Below are 20,848 nucleotides of genomic sequence, written 5' to 3'. Positions count from 1 at the left end.
GACGACCATGACCGCTCCCCTTCTCATCCTCGATGGCGGCACCGGCCGCGAATTGGCCCGCAGCGGAGCGCCGTTTCGCCAGCCCGAATGGTCCGCGCTGGCGCTGATCGAGGGACCGCATTTCGTCAGCGCCGTCCACCGCGCCTATGTCGCGGCCGGGGCGGACGTGATCACGACCAATTCCTACGCCGTCGTCCCCTTCCATATCGGCGAGGAGCGGTTTGCCGAACGGGGTACGGCGCTGGCCGCTCTTGCAGGCAAGCTGGCGCGCGAAGTCGCCGATTCTGCGGAAAGGAAGGTCCTCGTCGCAGGATCGCTGCCGCCGGTCTGCGGCTCCTACCGCCCGGACCTTGTCGATCTCGACCGCGCCCGCCCGGTGCTCGAAGTTCTCGTCGCCGCGCTCGCGCCCAATGTCGATCTCTGGCTCGCCGAGACCCTCTCGTCGCTCGTCGAAGCACGCCTGGCCGCATCGCTCACCGCGCCCTCGGGCAAGCCGCTTTGGCTGTCCTTCACGCTGGAGGACGAGAAGCCCACCGCCGAACCTGCCCTGCGTTCCGGCGAAACCGTGCGCGCAGCGGCCCGCGCGGCGCAGGAACTCGGCGCGGCGGCGCTGCTGTTCAACTGCAGCCAGCCGGAAGTGATGGAAGCCGCCGTCCGCGCCGCCAAGGACGAATTGGGGCCGGACAGCACCATCCGCATCGGCGTCTATGCCAATGCCTTCCCGCCGATGGCCGCCGATCACGAAGCCAACGCCGGGCTCAGCCCGATCCGCTTGGACCTGACGCCCGAAGGATATGGCAAGTTTGCCGCAGCCTGGAGCGCGGCAGGCGCCTCGATCCTGGGCGGGTGCTGCGGGATCGGGCCGGAGCATATCGCCGCACTGCGAACGAGCGCTGTACATGCCTGACAGCGGGAGCCGCGCCCAGCCTGCCACGACCAAGCCGCCGGGCTGGCCCGACGAAGTGGCACTGGGCGCGCTCCCGCCGGGCGAGACGCTGATAGTCCACGCGCGCCATCTCGGCACCCGCATCGACACACGCGGGCTCGCCGCCGATACGGTGCTGCGCGAACTGGCCGCTGCCGCCGGGCTGACCTTCGCGTTTCGTTATGGCGTCGCGGTCACGTTCTGCACCACGGTCAATCGCATCCCCGCGCTCGACAAGGCGCTCCTCGCGCATGTGCGGGAACCCGCCGAACATCAGGAGATCGAGACGGCCACGGTGCTTATCACCGACGGCGGCAAGGAGCGCGTTGACGACGACGGCGTGATCCACCTCGCCGATGACGAGGAGCCGCGCCTGCTCCTCGTTGCCACCGTGCTGGCGCATTCGGTGATGCTCTCGCGCGACGAAATGCTTGTCTCGGACGTGTTCAATTCGAGTGTGCCCTTGGTCGCGGACTTGCAGGTCAACGGCAAGGCGCGGCTCTCGATCCCCGAATGCATGCGCATGGTCGGCGGGGTGCTCGCTGCACGCCACCGTGTGATGGGCACCGCGCAGGCGGGCGAGCGGCCCGACCTCCTCTGGGACCACCCCGATCTTGACCGGCTCTACACCCGGCTCGAGGCCGAGTACGAACTGGGTGAGCGCGCCGAGGTGCTCGAGCGCAAGTTCGGCGCGCTGGGCGATTTCACCGAAGTGCTGCTCGATATCGCGCAGGACAAGCGCGCGGTGCGCCTCGAGGTCGCGATCATCGCGCTGATTGCCGTCGAACTGCTGCTCTCGATCAGCAAGGCGATCGGCGGCTAGGGCCGACGCTGCCAGAGGATCAAGCCGTCGCCAAGGATCAGGTAGCGCCCGGCCTCGCGGTAATGTGCGCGCATCTCGGCCAGCACAGTCGGCGCGGTGTAGGACCCGTAGTAGAGGCTGGTGTCCGAGCGGGTCAGCACGAACAACGGTCGGCGGGCGAGGAACTCCGCGACGATCTCCTCCTGCGGCCGGCCCAGCGATCCCTGCTCGAAGTATTCGGCGCTGTGGAACGGGAAGGGATACTTTGTCTTGGGGCTCGTGCCGGTGGCCGTGTAGGTCGCGGTCGGACCTGAGAAGACATAGAGCGTGCGACCCTCCCCGCCCGCGTTGATCCGCTGAACCAGTGTCTGAAATTGCGCCTCGTCGGCTCGCCCGCCGGCGATGGCCGCGGGGAAATTGCCGATCACCACGAGCGCGGCGGCAAGCAGCCCCGCGCCGAACCACCCGGCGCGCTGGCGCAGATCGTAGAACGGCACCGCGAGCAGGACCGCGAACGGCGCGAGGAAGGCATAGTAGTAGGCCAGCACGTTGCTGGGGAAGTAGATCGAGGCCAGTGCGCCCACTGCCATCACCGCCACGAGCAGGCTGGCGCGGCGCGGATAGGTCTGGCCGAGGCGGAACCACGCCCAGACCCCCGCCGCGATCATCAGCAGGAACGGTGCGATCACCGTCAGCGTCTTGGGATGGAAGCGCCCGACGCTGACCTTGCGCTGGAAGATCGAGACGAAGTTGGCGAAGACAAAGTCGTCGAAATGGCCGATCGCAGCATACCACGCGGCAATCGCCAGCGTCGGCGCGAGGCCGACCAGCGCATAGAGGCAGGCGCGGCCCAGCACTGGCGACAGGGCGCGGGTGCGGCGCCAGTCCTCGATCAACACGAACAGGGCAAACACCGCGCAGTAGGGCGCGGCCGTATACTTGATCTGGATCGCGAGCCCGCCGAGCAGCATGGCTAGCAGCATCGCCCCGAGCGATCCCGGCCGGACCATCGCGAGATACATCATGCCGAGGCACAGCGGCGCAAACAGCAGCTCGCTCTGCGCCCCTCGGCATCCGAACACCGTCATCGCCAGCAGGTACAGCAGCGCCGCCACCCAGCCCGTCCGCCGGTCCGCCAGCAGCGCGGCGATGCGGTAGGCCAGCCATGCGCCCACGCAGGCGAAGAGGTTCGCCATGACGAGATAGGCCCAGGGCGCCGGGCCCAGCAGGCCGTGCGCGGCGACATAGAGCAGGAACAGCCCGAGCGGCTTGCGGTCCCAGATGTCGACATAGACCAGCTGCCCCTGCAGCATGGCCTTGGCGACATAGGAATAGAACTGCTCGTCGTGGTCGACGACGGGGTTGTCCATCCACCACCCGCGCACCAGCAGCGAGCATGCGGCGATGAACAGCAGGACCGGCACCTCGCGCAGGAGAGCGCGCGCCCAACCGCGCTCCACCGGCGCAGCGGTCATTCGACGGTGACCGACTTCGCCAGATTGCGCGGCTGATCGACGTCCGTCCCCTTGGCCACCGCGACATGGTAGGCCAAGAGCTGCACCGGCACGGCATAGACCAGCGGCGCGATCAGCGGGTGGACCTTGGGCATCTCGATGGTGGCGAGGCAGCCCTCGCCCGCTTCCTCGATGCCCGCCTTGTCGGAGATGAGCACGACCTTGCCGCCGCGCGCGCGCACTTCCTGCATGTTGCTCACGGTCTTTTCGAACAGCGGGCCGGAGGGCGCGAGCACGATCACCGGCACCGCCTCGTCGATCAGCGCGATGGGCCCATGCTTCATTTCGCCCGAGGCATAGCCTTCGGCGTGGATGTAGCTGATTTCCTTGAGCTTCAGCGCACCTTCCAGCGCAAGCGGAAAATCCGGACCGCGGCCCAGATAGAGCACGTCACGTGCCGGGGCGATGAGGTGCGCCATCGCGGCGATTTCGTCGTCGTGGCTCAGCGCGGCATTCAGGGCGGCAGGCGTCTCGGCCAGCTGGTTGACGATATCCGCCTCTTCCGCGCGCGTCAGCCGCCCGCGCTTGACCGCTAGGTGTGCGGCTAGCGCGGCGAGCACGGCAAGCTGGCAGGTGAACGCCTTGGTCGAGGCGACGCCGATTTCCGGCCCGGCGTGCGTCGGCAGCAGCAGGTCCGCCTCGCGCGCCATCGAACTGGTCGGCACGTTGACGACGACCGCGATGGTCTGCCCTTCCGCCTTGCAATGGCGCAGCGCGGCGAGGGTATCCGCCGTCTCGCCGCTCTGCGAAATGAACAGCGCAAGGCCGCCCGGCTCGAGTACCGGATCGCGGTAGCGGAACTCGCTCGCCACATCGATATCGACGGGAAGCCTTGCGAACTGTTCGAACCAGTACTTCGCGACCATGCCCGCATAGAAGCTTGTCCCGCAGGCGACGATGGTCACGCGGCTGATGCTGGTCAGGTCGAAATCGATCTGCGGCAGCGCGACGGTCTGGTCGATCCGGCGCAAATAGCTGCGCAAGGTCTGCGCCACCACGGTCGGCTGCTCGAAGATTTCCTTCTGCATGAAGTGGCGGAACTCGCCCTTCTCGATCGCCGCCGCCGTCGCGCCCGAGGCGACGATGGGGCGCGTCACCTGGTTGTTGTCGACGTCATAAATCGTCGCGCCCTCGCGCGTGATCACCACCCAGTCGCCCTCTTCGAGATAGGTGATGCGCTGCGTCAGCGGCGCCAGCGCCAGCGCGTCGGAACCGAGATAGGTCTCGCCTTCGCCATAACCAACCACCAGCGGCGAACCGAGCCGCGCGCCGATGAGCATGTCATCGTGCTGGCGGAAGGCGATGGCGAGCGCGAAAGCCCCGCGCAGCGTGGGCAGCACGGCTTTGACCGCATCCTGCGGGCTCAGCCCCGCCTCGACCTGCTCCGAAACGAGATGCGCCACCACTTCGGTATCCGTCTCGCTCTCGAACTTGCGCCCCCGCGCGATCAGGGCATCGCGCAGCGGCTTGAAGTTCTCGATGATCCCGTTGTGGACGAGCGCCACTTCCTCCGTTGCATGCGGGTGGGCGTTGGCGGTGTTGGGCGCGCCGTGCGTGGCCCAGCGCGTGTGGGCAATGCCGATGAGGCCCGAGGCGGGATGCCGCACCAGTTCGAGTACGAGGTTATTGAGCTTGCCCTCGGCGCGGCGGCGAATGAGCTGGCCATCCTCCACCAGACAGATCCCCGCGCTGTCATAGCCGCGGTATTCCATCCGGCGCAGGCCATCGACCAGCCGGTCCGCCACCTGTTCCTTGCCGACAATTCCGATAATTCCGCACATGGGGACTGCGCTTTCGCTAAAGAGTGTAGGGGACGCGGATACCCGGCATTTCCGCCGGAAAATCCTTGGTATTGCGGGTAACGAGGACGCGGCCGCGGGTGAGCGCCGTCGCGAGGATGATGGCATCGGGCGATTTCAGCCGAGGCCGTTCGCGCCGCAAGGCCGCGGCGCGTGACGCGATTTCCATATCGATCTCGTCAATGGCGAACCGGTCAAGGAATGCTTCGGTCTCGCGCAAGGTCTGGCCTTCGCCTTTGGAAAGAATCTCGACCCAGGCCATGCGGCTCAGCCACAGCCGCCGCCCTGCCGAAGCCGCGCGCTTGAGCTCGGTCCGCGCGCGGTCAAGCCCAAGCAGCGCGTCGATCACGATGTTGGCATCGAACGCATAGTCGCTCACGCGTCACCATCTTCCGGCTTGCCGGCGGCATGGCGCATGGCCAGATAGACGGCGCGCTGACGATCATCTTCGGCATCGAACAGGTCCGGGAACTCCGCCTTGGTCGCCTCGTAGTCGTCATCCCAGGGGCGCGTCCACGACGCCCGCTCACGCCGCTGCCATTCGACGGAATCGCCGATGTCGGTGCGATGCTTCCACAGGCCGAAGCCGCTATCGATCCAGTCCGTGCCCGCAGATGCGGCCTGCGCCCTGTAGGTCGCCACGGCTTCACGCAGCACCGATGCGCGAGACTTGCCTTGCTCCGCCGCGCGGGCGTCGAGCCACTGGATATCTTCTTCCGGCAGATCAGCAAGGATGCGCGTCATAATGATATCGCGATATCATATCATGATATCATGTCAAGCCATTTGCGGGGCTTGCCACCCTTTCGCCGCACGGTAATCTTGCAGTGGTAAACAAGTCCGTACTGCCGATGCGGGAAAGGGAGCCGAGATGGCCGATGCGTCCACCCTCAAGGTCTATCACCTGCCCGGCGCGTGGGGTCTTCCCACGGTCAGCCCGTTCTGCCTCAAGCTCGATGCCTGGTTGCGGATGACGGGCATCCCGCACGAGAGCATCACCGCGCCCACCCCCTTCGCCGGACCCAAGGGCAAGGCGCCGTGGATCGAACTCGACGGGAAGAAGCTCGGCGATTCGACCTTCATCGTGGCCCATCTGGCGGAGCGGTTCGGCGTCGATCCCGATGCGCACCTCACGCCGGCCCAGCATGGCGTGGCGGTGGCGATCCAGCGCCTGATCGACGAGAACCTCTACTGGACGATGGTCCATGATCGCTGGATGAACGAGGCCAACTGGAAGCAATTCCGCGATATCGTACTCGGCGGGCTTGCCTTGCCCGTCCGCCGGGTGCTTGGCCCCATCGCGCGGCGCGGCGTCAAGAAGCAGCTCGAAGGCCACGGCATCGGCATACATGAACCCGAGGAAATCGCCGCCATCGGCCGGAGGGATGTGAATGCGCTGGCGGCGATCCTCGGTGATCAGGACTGGTTCTTCGGCGATACGCCCAGCACGATCGATGCGGTTGCCTATGCCCAGCTTGTCAACATCTGGCGCGCGCCGTTCGAAAGCGAAGTGCGCCGCGCCATCGGCCAGACGCCCAACCTCGTCGCCTTCATCGACCGGTTTGCGGCGAAGTATTACAGTTGATGGCCCTGAGACAAACCCGCCACAGCGATGAAGGTTGCGTTTGACCGCCCCAACTCCTCCGCCATATCATCTTCCAATCTCAGAGCCAGCGGAGAAGCGAATGGGCGGCCTGCGGTTTGGTATAGGCACTCTCCTCGCAGCCGGTAGCCTTGCCGCTGGCGCAAGCACAGCCTGTGCGGCAGACATGACGCCAGAGCAGGCACAGGCGGCCGTCAATGCTGCCTTCGCCGAACAAAAGCGTGGCAATCTCGAAGGCGTCATTCCGCTGCTCGATCCCGTCATCGCAGCGTTTGAATCGATGCAGGCAAGGAGCGCGACGTTCTGTAGCGAAAATCAAAAGCAGACCCTCGCGCTGCTTCTCACCGCAGCCTCGGATCATAACGAGGGCAAGTCTTCAGCCCCCGGCGGCAAGACCGTTGTGGTCAACGAAGCCTTCTGCATCGCTCTCTTCCTGAAGGGCTATGTCATGGTTGACATGGGCCGGAATGCTGAGGCCGAGACCTTCCTGCGCCGTGCGCACGAGGGAGAACCTCTCAACGCGCATTTCCTCAACGAATACGCCGAGTGGTACAAGATGGCTGGCCAGTGGCAGCGCGCGCATGATCTGTTCGCCGAAGCTCTGGACAAAGCAAGCTACGCTGACGACGAAAGCCAGCCCAAATACCGTGCGCGGGCGCTGCGCGGCATGGGCTATACGGAAATCGAACTTGGCAAGCTGGATGATGCCGAAAAGCACATGCTGGAATCGCAGAAATACGATCCAGACAGCAATGCCGCCAAACACGAGCTCGAATACATCGCCAGACTGCGCAAACACCGAAGCACTTGAATGCCTGGTCAACCCGAACGATTTGCTCGCCACCATTTGAACGTGCACACCGCCGCGCTCGGCCCGTCACGGCCCAGCTCGGCCAGCTTGTCGAGCGCCTCGGCCACGCTCGGGATGTGGCCCTCCGGCACCTCCCACAGCGCCAGCGAAGGCTCCATCGGCTCGAACCACTCGCCCCGCCGCGCCAGCACGCTGCGGTGATCGGCCTGGCGGTAGGCGAAGGCCTCGAGCGAAGGCACATCGCGCCAGACCGAGAGGTTGACGATGAAATCGGCGTCCCCGGCCACCGCCTCGATCGCGGTCGCATCGTTGGCATCGCCCTCACCCACCAGCCGCCACACGAACCCGTCCGCCACGTCGGCCTGCGCGTTCACGTGATCGAGCGCATCCATGAACGACTGGTTGGCGGGGTCCGCCTTGGGGCGGCGGAAGCGGGCGACATTGAGCTGGGCAATCGGCATCGAAATCTCTTGTCAGAGTTCGCGGCGGAAATAGACGACGCGCTCGGTCTCGGCAAATCCTGCGGCGCGGTGGAATGCGTGGCTATCCGCATCATCCTCCAGCGCATCGGAGGCAAATTCGCTGCACTCGTGCGCCCGGCCCCAGTCTGCCACCGCATCGCACAGCCGCCGCGCAAGGCCCTGCCCGCGCGCCGATGCATCGACGTAAATGCCTTCCAGAAACACCACGGGCGAGGTCTCGCACCCGTTCACATAGTCATGCCGCAGGGCGGCTTCCGCAAAGCCGACGACCTTGTCACCATCGAGCGCGACCAGATTGAGCAGGCGCTCCGGCTCGCCCAGCTGTTCCTGCGCCTCGGCGCGATGTTCCGCCGCGGTCAGCTCGTCCCACAGCGCATGGCGCAGCGCCGCCCAGCCATCGAGGTGCTCCTCGGTCGCCGGGACTATGGCATTCACTTGCGCTCGGCCTTCTTCTTCTTCATCGCATCGTGGAAGCGGTCCGCCCAGCCCGGCTTGACCAGCTGTTCGCCGCGCACCAGCCGCAGTTCGCCATCGGCGACATCGCGACTCACCGCGCTGCCTGCGGCGACGATGGCGTCCGCGCCGATCTTCACCGGGGCGATCAGCGCCGAGTTGGAGCCGATGAATGCCCGCTCGCCGATCACCGTGCGATACTTGAAGTAACCGTCATAATTGCAGGTGATCGTGCCCGCGCCGATGTTCGCGCCCGCGCCCACATCGGCATCGCCGAGGTAGGTCAGGTGGTTGGCCTTGGCTCCTGCGTGCAATACCGCGTTCTTCACTTCCACGAAATTGCCGACGCGCGCCTTCTCTTCCAGCACCGCGCCCGGCCGCAGCCGCGCGAAGGGGCCAACCGAAACGCCCGGCTCCAGCCGCGCGCCCTCGATGTGGCAGAAGGCGTGGATCACCACGTTGTCCGCCACCGTCACGCCGGGGCCAAACACCACGTTCTGCTCCACCGTCACATCGCGGCCGAGCACAGTGTCCCAGGCAAACCACACCGTCTCGGGCGCGACGAGGCTGGCGCCGTCCGCCATCGCTTGCAGCCGGCGCTTCTTCTGCCAGCGCGCTTCGGCTTCGGCGAGTTCGGCGCGGCTGTTGATCCCCGCCACTTCGTCGGCGTCGTCCGTCACCACCACCGCGCAGACTCGGCCATCGCCGTTCGCCACGTTGACGATGTCGGTGAGGTAGTATTCGCCTTGCGCATTGTCGTTGCCGACCCGCGCCAGCAGGGCGAACAGTTCGCTCCCGCGCACCGCCATCAGGCCTGAATTGCACAAACGGCAAGCGCGCTCGGCTTCGGTCGCATCCTTGTGCTCGACCATCTTCGTGACCACGCCGTTCTCGGCGATCACGCGGCCATATTGCAGTGCATCCTCGGGCTCGAAGCCCAACACGACCACCGCCGGATTATCGTCACCATGCAGCCGCTCCAGCATCGCACGCATTGTCTCGGTTCGCACGAAAGGAACGTCGCCGTAGAGAATCAGCACATCGCCTGCGAAGCCCGCCAGCGCGCCTTCGGCCTGCTGCACGGCGTGACCGGTGCCGAGCTGCGGGTCTTGCACGGCAAGGTCCGCAGTGCCGCCCAGCGCCTTCTCGAGTTGCTCGCGCCCGGCCCCCACCACGACGACCTTGCGCGCCGGTTCCAGCGCATCGGCGCTGGCCAGCAAGTGCATCAACATCGGCCGCCCGGCGATCGGGTGGAGCACCTTGTGCAGGTCACTTTTCATGCGGGTGCCCTTGCCGGCGGCAAGGACGACAAGAGCGAGCGGAGCGGGAGCATCAGTCATGCGCGTTCCTTGCCAGCATTTCCTTGCAGTTTCCAGAATGCGCCGCCACGGAGCGGGGCATGACGGATTTTCCCTTCCAGATCGTCGGCTTCGACCTCGACGGCACCTTGCTCGACACGGCGGCGGACCTGGCCCATGCCCTCAACCATGCACTGGGCCATATCGGCCGCGAACCCGTCTCGCTCGATCTCGCCCGCACCTTCATCGGCGGGGGCACCGGGCAGATGCTGCGCGCGGCGCTCGCTCATGGCGGCAGCGCAGACGGGATCGACGTGACGGCGCTGCAAGACGTGCTGGTCGGCTTCTATGCCGAGAACATTGCCCGCCACACCGCACTGTTCTCCGGCGGCGAGGCCATGCTGGACGCGCTTGCCGCGCGCGGCGTCCACCTCGCCATCGCCACCAACAAGCGCGAGGACCTTGCCCGCCGCCTGTTCGACGAAATGGGCCTCACCCCGCGCTTCGCCACGATCATCGGGGGCAACACGCTGGGGCCGGGCCGCGCCAAGCCCGCGCCGGACATGCTCCACGAAATGGTGGCGCGCTGTGGCGGCGGGAGGGCTGCATTCGTGGGGGACACGACGTTCGACGTGGGAGCAGCGCGCGCGGCGGGCCTGCCGGTCGTCGCCGTGAGCTTCGGGTTCAACGATCTGCCTGCGCGCGAACTCGGCGCTGACACGGTGATCGACCATTTCGACGAGCTCGTCTCTGCGCTGGAAGCCCTGTCGCGATAGAAAAAGGTGGGGCGCCAGCAGAATATCTGCGCCCCCCGTCCGCCTTGCCATCGTCACACCGCGACGCCACTCTTGGGGCACGCCATTCCCAAGAGGAGATTCATATGTCCGAAGAATACGTGCCGCCCAAGGTCTGGGTCTGGGACAAGGCCAACGGAGGCGCCTTTGCGGGCGTCAACCGCCCCACCGCCGGTGCGCAGAAGGACGTGGAACTCCCGGTCGGCGAGCATCCGTTCCAGCTCTATTCGCTCGGCACGCCCAACGGTCAGAAAGTCACGATCATGCTCGAGGAGCTGCTCGAGCTGGGCATCGCGGAAGCCGAGTATGATGCCTGGCTGATCAAGATCTTCGAAGGCGACCAGTTCGGCAGTGGCTTCGTCGATCTCAATCCCAATTCCAAGATCCCCGCGATGCTCGACAAGAGCGGGCCCGAGCCGTTTCGGCTGTTCGAATCGGGCGCGATGCTGCTCCATCTGGCGGACAAGTTCGGCCAGTTCATCCCCGCCTCAGGCCCTGCGCGCGCCGAAGTGCTCTCGTGGCTGTTCTGGCAGGTCGGCTCGGCGCCGTTCATGGGCGGCGGCTTCGGACACTTCTATGCCTATGCGCCGTTCAAGATCGAATATGCGATCGACCGCTATTCCATGGAAACCAAGCGGCTGTTCGACGTCGCCAACAACCAGCTGAAGAAGACTCGCTTCCTTGCGGGCGACGAGTACACGATCGCCGACATGGCGGCCTATCCGTGGCTGGGCAACATTTACCGCGGCGAAGCCTACGGCGATGCGGCGACGTTCCTTTCGATGCACGAATACGAAGCCGTCGGCCGCTGGGTCGCGGAAATCGACGCGCGTCCGGGCGCCAAGCGCGGCCGCCTCGTCAACACCAACAAGGGCATCCTTGAACGCCACAGCGCGGCCGACTTCGACGCGCTGCCGGAAGGCACGCTTTAAAGCCACTATCCTCCCACATCCGCTCACCCTGAGCCTGTCGAAGGGTGCTGACGCGACCGCCGCGTGTGATGCTTCGACAAGCTCAGCATGAGCGGGTGCAGGGAATGGTGTGAATGAAGAGGGTGCATCTGCCCCATCCGCCCCTTGTCCAATGCAAACCCGCCGCTATAAGCGCGCCACCCTGATGGGGCGTCGCCAAGTGGTAAGGCAGCGGTTTTTGGTACCGCCATCCGCAGGTTCGAATCCTGCCGCCCCAGCCAGCCTTCTGGATATTGCAGCGATGCGCGGCCTGCCGCCGCCCCTAAAGCCCCTCCCGCGTGCGGGCGGGGTCGGGGGTGGGCACGAAGCAAACACCACGCTAGCGTGCGGCGCGATGACCCACCTGCAGCTCAATCCGATCTACGCCGAGATGCCCGTCACCGTGTTCGAGCATATGTCGGGCCTCGCCCGCAGCTTCGGCGCGATCAATCTGGGCCAGGGCTTTCCCGATACGCCGCCGCCCGCGGCACTGACCGCCGCTGCCGTGCGCGCAATGGAAACGCGCTCGCAGCAATACCCGCCAAGCATGGGCGTGCCCGAACTGCGCGATGCGGTCGCCGCCTTCTATAGGCGTGAGCAGGGGCTGGATCTCACCCGTGAGCAGATCGTCGTCACCTCGGGCGCCACCGAAGCCATTGCCGCCGCGATCCTCGCCGTGGTCGGCACTGGCGATGAAGTGCTGCTGTTCTCCCCCGCCTATGATGCCTATGCGCCGCTGGTGCGCCGCGCAGGCGGGGTGCCGGTGTTCGTGCCCCTCGCCCCGCCTGCGTGGGGTTATGACGACGCCGCGATCCGTGCCGCGATCACCCCACGTACCCGCGCGCTGATCCTCAACGATCCGCTCAACCCGACCGGATCGGTCGCCAGCGCGGAGGAACTCGCGCTCCTCGCCCGGATTGCCTGCGAGCACGATCTCGTCGCAATCTGTGATGAGGTATGGGAAGCCGTCCGCTTCGATGGCCTGTCGCACCGCTCGCTGCTGGCCGAGCCTGGCATGGCGGAGCGCACGATCAAGATCGGCTCGGCGGGCAAGATCTTCGGCGCGACGGGCTGGAAAGTCGGCTGGATGGTTGGCGATGCGGCGCTGGCGACCGTTCTCGGCAAAGCGCACCAGTTCCTTACCTTTACCACTCCGCCGATGCTGCAATGGGGCGCTGCCGAAGGGCTGGCCGATCCGGCGATCACCCGGGCGCTCCATGCCGAATGGTCCGCCTCGCGCCGCGTGCTGATCGATGGCCTCGCCGCGGCCGGGTTCAAGGTGCTCGAGAGCACCGCCACGTGGTTCGCCTGTATCGACCTGCCCGCCAGCGGCATCGCATTGGACGACCGCACATTCAGCGAACGCGCGGTGCGTGAGGCTGGTGTGGCCTCGATCCCGCTCTCGGCGCTGTGGGAGGGGGGAGAAGGCGGCCCGAGCACCATCCTGCGTCTGTGCCACTGCAAGCCGCCCGCGATGCTGGAGGACGCCGTCGCGCGGCTGAGCAGGTGGCGCGAGAGCCTCTAGCTCTCCAGCCCAGCCAGCCAATCCGCGATCATCGCGCGGCCCGCCGCAACCGCGCCCGGTCCATGCGCGGCATGCGCTTCACGCAATTCGCCGGCGCAGCGACCCGCTGCAGTCAGGTAGTCGAAGTCCTGCACGATCCAGTCCTCGAAGCGCTCGTCCTCGCCCATCTCGGCATGGAACTGCAGCGCCAGCACATTGCGGCCCTTTCGGAACGCCTGATGCTGATAGAGCGAACTTGAGGCCAACAGCTCCGCGCCCTCGGGCAAGGTGAACGTATCGCCATGCCAGTGCAGCACGGGCACGTCCGCGAGATGGCGCAGCGGCCCTGCCGTGTCGTGGATCGTGACCGGACCGAAGCCGATTTCCTTCACCGGCCCGGCATAGACCTCGGCCCCCAGCGCTGCCGCGATCATCTGCGCGCCGAAGCACACGCCGAGCGTCGGCCGATCCGCCGCGAGCCGCCGCGCCAGCAGCTTCAGCTGGCACGAAATCCACGGATGCGCCTCGCGCTCGTAGACCCCCATCGGCCCGCCCATCATCACCACCAGATCGGGCGAGACGAGATCAAGCGCATGGAAATCCTGATCATCCACATCCACCCGGTCGATCACATAGCCCGCCGCCTCGATCGGCGCGCGGAAGCCCGCGACGCCTTCGCGCGGGACATGGCGGATGATGAGGGCGGATTTCATCGATGCGGCTCCCGAGTCGGAAGCTTATTTCTACTAAAACGATAGACTAAAACCAGCGAGATCAGATTGGCTTCGCGATAGCCGCGCTTTCTGCCTTGCAGGCGCGGCTGATCACAGTGCCATGGCAAACCGCGCCTTGGCTATGAGCGACGCTCCTTCGCGGCGATAGAACGCCATGGCCCGCCGGTTCCACGCAGGCGTCTGCCACTCCATCCGATCTGCGCCGCGTGTCCGCGCCGCCTCCGCCGCCGCCAGCATCAACCTTGGCCCGATGGCCCGTCCACGCTCCGCCGCATCCACATAGAGGCAGTCCAGGTGTCCCCACCAGCGCCCGCGCCATAGAGCAAAGTCCAGCGTGAGCGCAGCATAGCCCACCAGCCCTCTGCCCTGTGCCGCCACGAAAAGCAGGCAGGGCGGTGCCGGATTTGCCAGCAGCTCGGCTAGCGCTTCTCCATCGATCGTCGCCTCTGCCTGCTCGAACAAGGCATGCGCGCGGATCAGCGCAAGCAACGCCGCGTCATCCCCCGGCCGCGCGCGGCGGATGCAGACTTCCATCGCGGTTCAGTCCTCGCTTACCAGCGCAAAGCCTTCGTCCAGCCAGCCGGTGATCCCGCCCGCCATCAGCTTCACCGGCCGACCCAAGTCCGCCAGCCGCAACGCCGCCCGCGCCGCGCCGTTGCAATGCGGCCCGGCACAATAGACCACGAACACTGTATCGGCTTCCCACGCCGCCATCTTCGAGGCGACGATCTTGCCGTGCGGCAGGCTGATCGCGCCCGGCACATGTCCCTTGGCGAAGAGCGCCGGGCTGCGCACATCCAGCAGCACAAAGTCAGGGCCTTCCGCCAGCGAGGCGTGCACGTCCCAGCAATCGGTTTCGAACGTGAACGAGGCGGCAAAGTGCGCGCGCGCGGCGGCGCTCTCGGCGGGGGCAATGGCAGTTACGGCAGTCGGCATGGCGAGGTGCTCCTTTCGCCGCCCGGAATGCCGGATCGGGCGCACCGCTTGCAATTGGCACAGATGACAATATTCGTAAGGATCATGCCAACTGCTCCTACTCCCCTGACCGGCCCGCTGGTCGTCGCCTTGCTTTACGATAGCCTCTGCACCTTCGAGTTCGGCATTGTCGCCGAAGTCTTCGGCCTCGCCCGGCCCGAGATGGGCTCCGGCTGGTACCGCTTCCGCAGCGCCGCGATCGAGCCGGGTCCTCTCACTGCACACGGCGGCTTCCGCATCCTGCCCGATGGCGGTGCTGACCTGCTGGAGGAGGCTGATCTCATCGTCGTGCCTGGCTGGAAAGGCGCCGCCGTACCGGTACCGGAAAGCCTGATCGAAACCCTGCGCGCGGCCCACGGGCGCGGTGCGCGGCTCGCCTCGATTTGCTCCGGCGCCTTCGTACTCGCCGCCACCGGCCTGCTCGATGGCAAGCGCGCCACCACGCATTGGCGCTACGCCGATGCGCTGCGGCGCACCCGCCCCGCGCTCACGGTCGACGAAGCCTCGCTCTATCACGCCGAAGACCGGATATTCACCTCCGCCGGCAGCGCCGCCGGCATCGATCTGATGGTCGAGATCGTGCGCCGCGATTTCGGGCCCGACGCTGCCAATTCGGTCGCGCGCCGCCTTGTCATGCCCGCGCATCGCACCGGCAGCCAAGCCCAGTTCCTCGAGCGACCGGTGCGCCCACGCGGCGATGGGGCGATCCCGGCGCTGCTCGATCACATCCGCGCTGATCTCGCCAGTGACTGGACCATCGCCCGCATGGCGACCACAGTCGGCATGAGCCGCCGCACCTTCGAGCGTCGCTTTGGGGAGGCAACCGGACAAGGCCCCGGCCAATGGCTGGTTACCGAGCGCGTCGAGGCCGCCAAAGACCTCCTCGTGCGCAGCGGCGGCTCCATGGAAACGATCGCTCAGGCGGTCGGCTTCGGCAGCGCCCATGCGCTTCGCCACCATTTCCGCAGCCTCGTCAGCCTGACGCCTACCGCTTATCGCCGCGAACACGCCATCGCCGCTTGAAACGTCAGAGCCCCAGCTTCTGCCAGAAATCCTCGGCCGATAGCGTCCGTTCGCCTGTCGCGGTTTCGCCAAACAGACGCCACGAGGGATGCGGCATGCGCGCTGTGGCAGCGTTGGCAACAGGGGCAGGCTTGTGGACACGGCGGGGGTGGCCCGAAACTCTCGTCATCATCGTATCTCCTTGGATCGGAACACGAATCTGGCGAGGCCGCCTCAGTCCGTGCGCTTTAGCCGTTGGTGACGCGGAGCAAGCTGACATCCATCAAAAGCCGCGGTGGCGCCGGGGACTTGGGAGAGGGGAGAGGACGCATCCCCGGCGCACATTATTTCTCTACTTTATTGCTTGAGTTTTGTCCCGACAGGATTTCTGGAGCACCCGAAAGTTTTGCTTCAGGCCCATGCAGAAAGGCCCGCCGCGCGATCGTGTCGCACGGCGGGCCAGCTTTCCTCCCCAGGAAAGTTGCGTGTGGGGCGCAGAGGGGGCCTCAGCGGCCCATGGCGCTCCCGAGCCGGTGGTAGAGGTGCGAGAACTTCACCGATTCCGGCTGGTCCTCGATCACCTTGAGGTAGTGCAGCACCGCCTCGCGGATGAGCTTGAAGTCTTCGGTGGAAAGGACCGCACGGGCCCGGGTCGGTTCAGCCATTGTCGTTGCTCCTCTCTTAAGCCGCGAACTGGTTCATGGTGTTGTGCGCGCCGCCCGCCTTCAGGGCCGCTTCGCCGGCGAAGTATTCCTTGTGGTCGTCGCCGATGTCCGAGCCGGCCATGTTCTGGTGCTTCACGCAGGCGATGCCCTGGCGGATTTCCGCGCGCTGGACGTTCTTGACGTAGCCCAGCATGCCCGCCTCGCCGAAGTATTCCTTCGCCAGGTTGTCGGTGCTGAGCGCCGCGGTGTGATAGGTCGGCAGCGTGATGAGGTGGTGGAAGATCCCCGCCTCGCGCGCCGCATCGCGCTGGAAGGTGCGGATGCGCTCGTCGGCCTCGTCGGCCAGTTCGGTGCCGTCGTAGTCCACGCTCATCAGCTTGGCGCGGTCATAGGCGCTCATGTCGCGGCCTTCAGCGGTCCAGGCGTCGAACACCTGCTGGCGGAAGTTCAGTGTCCAGTTGAAGCTGGGCGAGTTGTTGTAGACCAGCTTGGCGTTCGGGATCACTTCGCGGATGCGGTTCACCATGCCGCCGATCTGGCCGATGTGGGGCTTCTCGGTCTCGATCCAGAGCAGGTCGGCGCCGTTCTGCAGGCTCGTGATGCAATCGAGCACGCAGCGGTCCTCACCGGTGCCGGGGCGGAACTGGTAGAGGTTCGAAGGCAGGCGCTTGGGGCGCAGCAGCTTGCCGTCGCGGCTGATCAGCACATCGCCGTGGCCAAGGTTCGCCGCATCGACTTCCTCGCAATCGAGGAACGCGTTGTACTGGTCACCGAGGTCGCCCGGCTCCTTCACATAGGCAATCTGCTTGGTGAGGCCGGCGCCGAGGCTGTCGGTGCGCGCCACGATCACGCCGTCTTCGACGCCGAGTTCCATGAACGCATAGCGGACAGCGCGGATCTTCGCGAGGAAGTCCTCGTGCGGCACGGTGACCTTGCCGTCCTGGTGGCCGCACTGCTTTTCGTCCGAGACCTGATTCTCGATCTGGATGCAGCAGGCGCCCGCCTCGATGAACTTCTTGGCGAGCAGGTAGGTCGCCTCGGCATTGCCGAACCCGGCGTCGATATCGGCGATGATCGGCACGATGTGGGTTTCGTACTCGTCGATCTTGTGCAGAAGGCGGTGGACGCCGACCGCGTCGCCCGCAGCCTTCGCGGCATCGAGCTCGCGGAACAGCATGCCCAGTTCGCGCGCATCGGCCTGGCGCAGGAAGGTGTAGAGTTCCTCGATCAGCGCCGGAACGCTGGTCTTCTCGTGCATCGACTGGTCGGGCAGCGGACCGAACTCGCTGCGCAGCGCGGCGACCATCCAGCCCGAAAGGTAAAGGTAGCGGCCCTTGGTCGTGCCGAAGTGCTTCTTGATCGAGATCATCTTCTGCTGGCCGATGAACCCGTGCCAGCAGCCGAGCGACTGCGTGTACTTGGCAGGGTCCGCATCGTAGGCGGCCATATCGGCGCGCATGATCTTGGCGGTGTAGCGCGCGATGTCGAGCCCGGTCTGGAAGCGGTTCTGCAGACGCATCCGCGCCACCGAGGCGGCGTCGATCCCATCCCAGGGCTTGCCATAGGGCGCGATCGCCTTGGCGGCTTCGTTGATGGTCTGCGAGTAGGTCATGGTCGTCCGCTTCCTGTTGGGGGTAGGCTTGTGAGCCCCGGCTAGACCCGCAAAAGCACACACGAAACCCGCAGCGCGGTCATGTTGTCAAACTTTACAGAATATGCTTGTAAAGTTGTACAGCCTAGACTCGGGCTGCACAGGAACCTGACAAGCCATGGAATCGCGCCCGCTCTACCTCGGCCCCCGGCTCAAGCGCTTGCGCCGCGAACTCGGCCTCACCCAAGCCGTGATGGCGGAAGACCTCGCGATTTCGCCCAGCTACATCGCACTGCTCGAACGCAACCAGCGCCCGCTGACGGCGGACCTGCTGCTGCGACTCGCCAAGGCCTACAAGCTCGATGTCAGCGAACTCGCGGCGGACGAACGCGACGACTACGCCCGCCGCCTCTCGGACGTCCTCAAGGACCCGATCTTCGCCGAGATCGACCTGCCCGCGCTGGAAGTGGCCGACGTCGCCACGAGCTATCCCGGCATTACCGAGGCCATGCTGCGCCTCCACACCGCCTACATGCGCGAACAGCAGGCGCTCGCAGGCTTGCGCGGCGGTGCCAGCACCGAGGCCGACCCCCTCGCCGAAGCGCGCCGCTTCGTGGCCCAGCGCCGCAACTACTTCCCCGCGCTCGACAGCAAGGCCGAAGCGCTTGCCGAGGAGATCGAGAAGCTGGGCGGCCTGCAGGAAGGCGGACTTGCCGAGTATCTGCGCAGCCAAGGCCTGCGCGTGCGCCTGATGCCCGCCGAGATCATGATGGACGCGCTGCGCCGCTATGATCGCCATGCCGAACAGCTGCTGATCGACGAGGCGCTGGGGCCGCAAGCGCGGCGCTGGCAGATGGCGCTGCACATCGCCTACACCGCCTTGCGCAGTGAAATCGCGGCCATGGTGCGCGGCGCCAGCTTCTCGAGCGAGACCGCCGCGCAGCTCGTCCGCCGCGCGCTCGCCGCCTATGGCGCCGCCGCGCTCATCATGCCCTACGATCGCTTCGCCCGCGCGGTGGAGGCGCGCGCCTACGATATCGAAGCGCTTTCAGGCCAGTTTGGCGCCAGCTTCGAGCAAGTCGCGCACCGCCTCACCACGCTCAATCGCCCCGGGCAGGAGCGCGTGCCGTTCTTCTTCATCCGCGTCGATGCAGCGGGCAACGTCTCCAAGCGGCTCGACGGTGCGGGCTTCCCCTTTGCCGCGCACGGTGGCGGCTGCCCGCTGTGGACGCTCCACGATTGCTTCCGGCGTCCCGGCGAAGTGCTCACCCAGTGGCTCGAACTGCCAAACGGCGAGCGTTTCTTCAGCGTCGCGCACAGTGTCACCTCGGGCGGCGGCGCGCATGGCAAGCCGGCCGTGCGGCGCGCGATTGCGCTCGGCTGCACCGCCGAGCATGCCCCCAAACTGATCTACGCCCGCGGCGAACAACCCGCGGCCACTCCCATCGGCGTCACCTGCCGCCTCTGCAACCGCGCCACCTGCACCGCGCGCGCCGAACCGCCGCTGGGCCGCGAGATCCTGCCGGACGACTACCGCAAGACGCCCGAACCATTCGTGTTCGCGGAGAGCTGAAGAACCCCTCCGACCTGCCTGACGGCAGGCCACCTCCCCACTTGCACTTCGTGAAAATGGGGAGGGAGAAAGTCCTCTCCATTTTTCCCGCAGGGACAAATGGGGAGGTGGCAGCCCCGCTCATCCTGAGCCTGTCGAAGGAAGGGCTGACGGAGGGGCATTTCTCTTTTCCCGCACACCCCCTTGCGCAAAACCAGATTGACGCAGCCCGCATGCCCCCCGAAGCTTCCGGAAAGGGAAAAACAGGGGGCAAGCCACATGATCACACGCCGCACTCTCATGGCAGGCCTCGCCGCCGCAGCTGCGCTCCCGCGCTGGGCTTATGCCGCCGCGCCTGCAGACGGCGTCGATCCCGCGCTGGTGCAATTCATCAAGGGCCTGCCCAAAAGCGAATACCACGTGCACCTCGAAGGCACGCTCGAGGCGGAAATGAAGTTCGCGCTCGCCAGGCGCAACGGGCTGGGCCTGCCCTTCGTCGATGTCGCCGCGATGAAGGCGAGCTACAACTATCACGACCTCGCGAGCTTCCTCGCGATCTACTACGACGGCATGAAAGTGCTGCTGAAAGAGCAGGACTTCCGCGACCTCGCCTATGCCTACCTCGCCAGGGCCGCGGCGCAGAACGTCATCTATACCGAGATGTTCTTCGATCCGCAGGAGCACCTCAAGCGCGGCGTGCCGATGGAAGCGGTGATCATGGGCATCACCCGCGCGCGGCGGGAGGCGGAGACCATGCTGGGCATCCGCTCGCAGCTCATCCTTTGCTTCGTGCGCGATTCCTCGGCCGAAAGCGCCATGGCTGCGCTCGATGCGGCGTTGCCGTTCAAGCAATATCTCGTCGGCGTCGGGCTCGATTCAGATGAAGCCGGGCACCCGCCCGAAAAGTTCGCCGCCCACTTCGCCAAGGCTCGCGCCAACGGCCTCCACGTGACAGCGCACTGCGATATCGATCAGCCCGGCACGCTCACCAACATCCGCACCGCGCTGGTCGACCTCAAGGTCGACCGCATCGACCATGGCGGCAATATCGTCCAGTCGCCGGAACTGGTCGCCATCGCGATACAGCGCAGCATGTATTTCACCGTCTGCCCCACCTTCTCCGGCACCTTGCGCAAGGGCCTTGACCAGCCGGTCGATGTCGTGCGTGCGATGCTCGATGCGGGCCTCAAGGTGACTATCTCGTCCGACGATCCAGCATACATGGCGAGCGAATACATCAACGACGTTCTGCTGCGCGCGGTCACCCGCAGCAATCTCAGCCGCGCCGAACTCGCGCAGATCGCCCGCAACGGCTTCGAGGCGGCCTGGTTGCCGGAGGCGGACAAGCGCCTTCTGCTTGCCCGCCTCGATGCCTACCTCGCCTCGGCGTGAGG

At 66.1% G+C, this 20,848-nt stretch carries 23 protein-coding genes and 1 tRNA gene; 11 read left to right on the top strand and 13 right to left on the bottom strand.

What is annotated here, in order from left to right:
• The first annotated feature begins 7 nt into the window (after window positions 1–7).
• The gene (locus IP83_RS02990) at window positions 8–907 is read left to right on the top strand and encodes a homocysteine S-methyltransferase family protein (RefSeq protein WP_054120724.1); all 900 of its coding nucleotides are present in this window, start codon (window positions 8–10) and stop codon (window positions 905–907) included.
• Window positions 900–1,748 carry an RMD1 family protein gene (locus IP83_RS02985; protein WP_054120723.1) on the top strand — a complete coding sequence of 283 codons (849 nt, stop codon included), beginning with the start codon at window positions 900–902 and terminating at the stop codon, window positions 1,746–1,748. The genes IP83_RS02990 and IP83_RS02985 overlap by 8 nt, the downstream gene beginning before the upstream one ends.
• Here the strand turns inward: IP83_RS02985 and IP83_RS02980 are convergent.
• From IP83_RS02980 to IP83_RS02965, 4 genes are read right to left on the bottom strand one after another with little or no spacing between them, the layout of a single operon-like run.
• Complete coding sequence (locus IP83_RS02980) at window positions 1,745–3,202, bottom strand: glycosyltransferase family 39 protein (RefSeq protein WP_054120722.1); 1,458 nt, start codon at window positions 3,200–3,202, stop codon at window positions 1,745–1,747. The two genes, IP83_RS02985 and IP83_RS02980, sit on opposite strands and share 4 nt — an antisense overlap.
• On the bottom strand, window positions 3,199–5,022 hold the full coding sequence (gene glmS / locus IP83_RS02975; RefSeq protein WP_054120721.1) for a glutamine--fructose-6-phosphate transaminase (isomerizing): 1,824 nt from the start codon (window positions 5,020–5,022) through the stop codon (window positions 3,199–3,201). The genes IP83_RS02980 and glmS overlap by 4 nt, the downstream gene beginning before the upstream one ends.
• A gap of 16 nt (window positions 5,023–5,038) precedes the next feature.
• Window positions 5,039–5,419 carry a PIN domain-containing protein gene (locus IP83_RS02970; protein WP_054120720.1) on the bottom strand — a complete coding sequence of 127 codons (381 nt, stop codon included), beginning with the start codon at window positions 5,417–5,419 and terminating at the stop codon, window positions 5,039–5,041.
• The gene (locus IP83_RS02965) at window positions 5,416–5,784 is read right to left on the bottom strand and encodes a ribbon-helix-helix protein, CopG family (protein ID WP_054120719.1); all 369 of its coding nucleotides are present in this window, start codon (window positions 5,782–5,784) and stop codon (window positions 5,416–5,418) included. The genes IP83_RS02970 and IP83_RS02965 overlap by 4 nt, the downstream gene beginning before the upstream one ends.
• Window positions 5,785–5,911: 127 nt before the next feature.
• On the opposite strand from IP83_RS02965, the gene IP83_RS02960 reads away from it, so the two are divergent.
• The gene (locus tag IP83_RS02960; RefSeq protein WP_054120718.1) at window positions 5,912–6,625 is read left to right on the top strand and encodes a glutathione S-transferase family protein; all 714 of its coding nucleotides are present in this window, start codon (window positions 5,912–5,914) and stop codon (window positions 6,623–6,625) included.
• A gap of 184 nt (window positions 6,626–6,809) precedes the next feature.
• Window positions 6,810–7,454, top strand: coding sequence for a hypothetical protein (locus tag IP83_RS02955; protein ID WP_054120717.1), 645 nt, complete (start codon window positions 6,810–6,812; stop codon window positions 7,452–7,454).
• A gap of 8 nt (window positions 7,455–7,462) precedes the next feature.
• Here IP83_RS02955 and IP83_RS02950 read toward each other — a convergent pair whose 3' ends face one another.
• From IP83_RS02950 to glmU, 3 genes are read right to left on the bottom strand one after another with little or no spacing between them, the layout of a single operon-like run.
• Entirely contained in the window at window positions 7,463–7,915 is a 453-nt protein-coding gene (locus IP83_RS02950) for a DUF3291 domain-containing protein (RefSeq protein ID WP_054120716.1), read from the bottom strand.
• 12 nt (window positions 7,916–7,927) lie between these two features.
• Window positions 7,928–8,362 carry an aminoglycoside 6'-N-acetyltransferase gene (gene aac(6') / locus IP83_RS02945; protein WP_054120761.1) on the bottom strand — a complete coding sequence of 145 codons (435 nt, stop codon included), beginning with the start codon at window positions 8,360–8,362 and terminating at the stop codon, window positions 7,928–7,930.
• Window positions 8,363–8,367: 5 nt separating this feature from the next.
• Entirely contained in the window at window positions 8,368–9,729 is a 1,362-nt protein-coding gene (gene glmU / locus IP83_RS02940) for a bifunctional UDP-N-acetylglucosamine diphosphorylase/glucosamine-1-phosphate N-acetyltransferase GlmU (RefSeq protein ID WP_054120715.1), read from the bottom strand.
• 59 nt (window positions 9,730–9,788) lie between these two features.
• Here glmU and IP83_RS02935 point away from each other — a divergent pair, with 59 nt between their 5' ends.
• The 4 genes from IP83_RS02935 to IP83_RS02920 all read left to right on the top strand — a co-directional run bounded on the left by IP83_RS02935 (window position 9,789) and on the right by IP83_RS02920 (window position 12,956).
• Complete coding sequence (locus tag IP83_RS02935) at window positions 9,789–10,463, top strand: HAD-IA family hydrolase (protein WP_054120714.1); 675 nt, start codon at window positions 9,789–9,791, stop codon at window positions 10,461–10,463.
• Window positions 10,464–10,567: 104 nt separating this feature from the next.
• Window positions 10,568–11,413 carry a glutathione-dependent disulfide-bond oxidoreductase gene (yghU, locus tag IP83_RS02930; RefSeq protein WP_054120713.1) on the top strand — a complete coding sequence of 282 codons (846 nt, stop codon included), beginning with the start codon at window positions 10,568–10,570 and terminating at the stop codon, window positions 11,411–11,413.
• A 185-nt stretch (window positions 11,414–11,598) separates the two neighbouring features.
• Window positions 11,599–11,673, top strand: a tRNA-Gln gene (locus tag IP83_RS02925).
• Between the two features lie 113 nt (window positions 11,674–11,786).
• The gene (locus IP83_RS02920) at window positions 11,787–12,956 is read left to right on the top strand and encodes an aminotransferase (RefSeq protein WP_054120712.1); all 1,170 of its coding nucleotides are present in this window, start codon (window positions 11,787–11,789) and stop codon (window positions 12,954–12,956) included.
• Here IP83_RS02920 and IP83_RS02915 read toward each other — a convergent pair.
• From IP83_RS02915 to IP83_RS02905, 3 genes are all read right to left on the bottom strand, one after another.
• A complete protein-coding gene (locus IP83_RS02915; RefSeq protein ID WP_054120711.1) occupies window positions 12,953–13,648 on the bottom strand; it encodes a glutamine amidotransferase in 696 nt (231 codons plus the stop codon). The two genes, IP83_RS02920 and IP83_RS02915, sit on opposite strands and share 4 nt — an antisense overlap.
• 111 nt (window positions 13,649–13,759) lie before the next feature.
• Complete coding sequence (locus IP83_RS02910; RefSeq protein ID WP_054120710.1) at window positions 13,760–14,203, bottom strand: GNAT family N-acetyltransferase; 444 nt, start codon at window positions 14,201–14,203, stop codon at window positions 13,760–13,762.
• 6 nt (window positions 14,204–14,209) lie between these two features.
• Entirely contained in the window at window positions 14,210–14,605 is a 396-nt protein-coding gene (locus IP83_RS02905) for a rhodanese-like domain-containing protein (protein ID WP_054120709.1), read from the bottom strand.
• Window positions 14,606–14,689: 84 nt separating this feature from the next.
• Here IP83_RS02905 and ftrA point away from each other — a divergent pair, with 84 nt between their 5' ends.
• On the top strand, window positions 14,690–15,667 hold the full coding sequence (ftrA, locus tag IP83_RS02900) for a transcriptional regulator FtrA (protein WP_197274256.1): 978 nt from the start codon (window positions 14,690–14,692) through the stop codon (window positions 15,665–15,667).
• Window positions 15,668–15,671: 4 nt separating this feature from the next.
• Here ftrA and IP83_RS19810 read toward each other — a convergent pair whose 3' ends face one another.
• The 3 genes from IP83_RS19810 to IP83_RS02895 form a co-directional block, all read right to left on the bottom strand.
• Window positions 15,672–15,839, bottom strand: a complete 168-nt coding sequence (locus IP83_RS19810) for a hypothetical protein (RefSeq protein WP_197274255.1) — start codon at window positions 15,837–15,839, stop codon at window positions 15,672–15,674.
• Between the two features lie 313 nt (window positions 15,840–16,152).
• Window positions 16,153–16,311 carry a hypothetical protein gene (locus IP83_RS20430; RefSeq protein ID WP_169793754.1) on the bottom strand — a complete coding sequence of 53 codons (159 nt, stop codon included), beginning with the start codon at window positions 16,309–16,311 and terminating at the stop codon, window positions 16,153–16,155.
• A gap of 16 nt (window positions 16,312–16,327) precedes the next feature.
• On the bottom strand, window positions 16,328–17,923 hold the full coding sequence (locus IP83_RS02895; protein WP_054120707.1) for an isocitrate lyase: 1,596 nt from the start codon (window positions 17,921–17,923) through the stop codon (window positions 16,328–16,330).
• Window positions 17,924–18,080: 157 nt separating this feature from the next.
• Here IP83_RS02895 and IP83_RS02890 point away from each other — a divergent pair, with 157 nt between their 5' ends.
• A complete protein-coding gene (locus IP83_RS02890; RefSeq protein WP_054120706.1) occupies window positions 18,081–19,475 on the top strand; it encodes a short-chain fatty acyl-CoA regulator family protein in 1,395 nt (464 codons plus the stop codon).
• Between the two features lie 258 nt (window positions 19,476–19,733).
• Complete coding sequence (gene add / locus IP83_RS02885) at window positions 19,734–20,846, top strand: adenosine deaminase (protein ID WP_231624878.1); 1,113 nt, start codon at window positions 19,734–19,736, stop codon at window positions 20,844–20,846.
• Window positions 20,847–20,848: the final 2 nt, after the last annotated feature.

This window comes from Novosphingobium sp. AAP93 (assembly GCF_001296055.1).
Lineage (GTDB): Bacteria > Pseudomonadota > Alphaproteobacteria > Sphingomonadales > Sphingomonadaceae > Novosphingobium.
Note: the sequence above shows the minus strand (reverse complement) of the source record. Positions and strands in the feature narration are given on the sequence as shown.

Coding starts and splice junctions, on each gene's coding strand:
- ftrA (WP_197274256.1), top strand. CDS start 14,690: ATGCCAACTGCTCCTACTCCCCTGACCGGCCCGCTGGTCGTCGCCTTG.
- IP83_RS02910 (WP_054120710.1), bottom strand. CDS start 14,203: ATGGAAGTCTGCATCCGCCGCGCGCGGCCGGGGGATGACGCGGCGTTG.
- IP83_RS02895 (WP_054120707.1), bottom strand. CDS start 17,923: ATGACCTACTCGCAGACCATCAACGAAGCCGCCAAGGCGATCGCGCCC.
- add (WP_231624878.1), top strand. CDS start 19,734: ATGATCACACGCCGCACTCTCATGGCAGGCCTCGCCGCCGCAGCTGCG.
- IP83_RS02985 (WP_054120723.1), top strand. CDS start 900: ATGCCTGACAGCGGGAGCCGCGCCCAGCCTGCCACGACCAAGCCGCCG.
- IP83_RS02905 (WP_054120709.1), bottom strand. CDS start 14,605: ATGCCGACTGCCGTAACTGCCATTGCCCCCGCCGAGAGCGCCGCCGCG.
- IP83_RS19810 (WP_197274255.1), bottom strand. CDS start 15,839: ATGATGACGAGAGTTTCGGGCCACCCCCGCCGTGTCCACAAGCCTGCC.
- IP83_RS02990 (WP_054120724.1), top strand. CDS start 8: ATGACCGCTCCCCTTCTCATCCTCGATGGCGGCACCGGCCGCGAATTG.
- IP83_RS20430 (WP_169793754.1), bottom strand. CDS start 16,311: ATGGCTGAACCGACCCGGGCCCGTGCGGTCCTTTCCACCGAAGACTTC.
- IP83_RS02915 (WP_054120711.1), bottom strand. CDS start 13,648: ATGAAATCCGCCCTCATCATCCGCCATGTCCCGCGCGAAGGCGTCGCG.
- glmU (WP_054120715.1), bottom strand. CDS start 9,729: ATGACTGATGCTCCCGCTCCGCTCGCTCTTGTCGTCCTTGCCGCCGGC.
- IP83_RS02950 (WP_054120716.1), bottom strand. CDS start 7,915: ATGCCGATTGCCCAGCTCAATGTCGCCCGCTTCCGCCGCCCCAAGGCG.
- yghU (WP_054120713.1), top strand. CDS start 10,568: ATGTCCGAAGAATACGTGCCGCCCAAGGTCTGGGTCTGGGACAAGGCC.
- IP83_RS02935 (WP_054120714.1), top strand. CDS start 9,789: ATGACGGATTTTCCCTTCCAGATCGTCGGCTTCGACCTCGACGGCACC.
- glmS (WP_054120721.1), bottom strand. CDS start 5,022: ATGTGCGGAATTATCGGAATTGTCGGCAAGGAACAGGTGGCGGACCGG.
- IP83_RS02980 (WP_054120722.1), bottom strand. CDS start 3,202: ATGACCGCTGCGCCGGTGGAGCGCGGTTGGGCGCGCGCTCTCCTGCGC.
- IP83_RS02960 (WP_054120718.1), top strand. CDS start 5,912: ATGGCCGATGCGTCCACCCTCAAGGTCTATCACCTGCCCGGCGCGTGG.
- IP83_RS02920 (WP_054120712.1), top strand. CDS start 11,787: ATGACCCACCTGCAGCTCAATCCGATCTACGCCGAGATGCCCGTCACC.
- IP83_RS02955 (WP_054120717.1), top strand. CDS start 6,810: ATGACGCCAGAGCAGGCACAGGCGGCCGTCAATGCTGCCTTCGCCGAA.
- IP83_RS02965 (WP_054120719.1), bottom strand. CDS start 5,784: ATGACGCGCATCCTTGCTGATCTGCCGGAAGAAGATATCCAGTGGCTC.
- IP83_RS02890 (WP_054120706.1), top strand. CDS start 18,081: ATGGAATCGCGCCCGCTCTACCTCGGCCCCCGGCTCAAGCGCTTGCGC.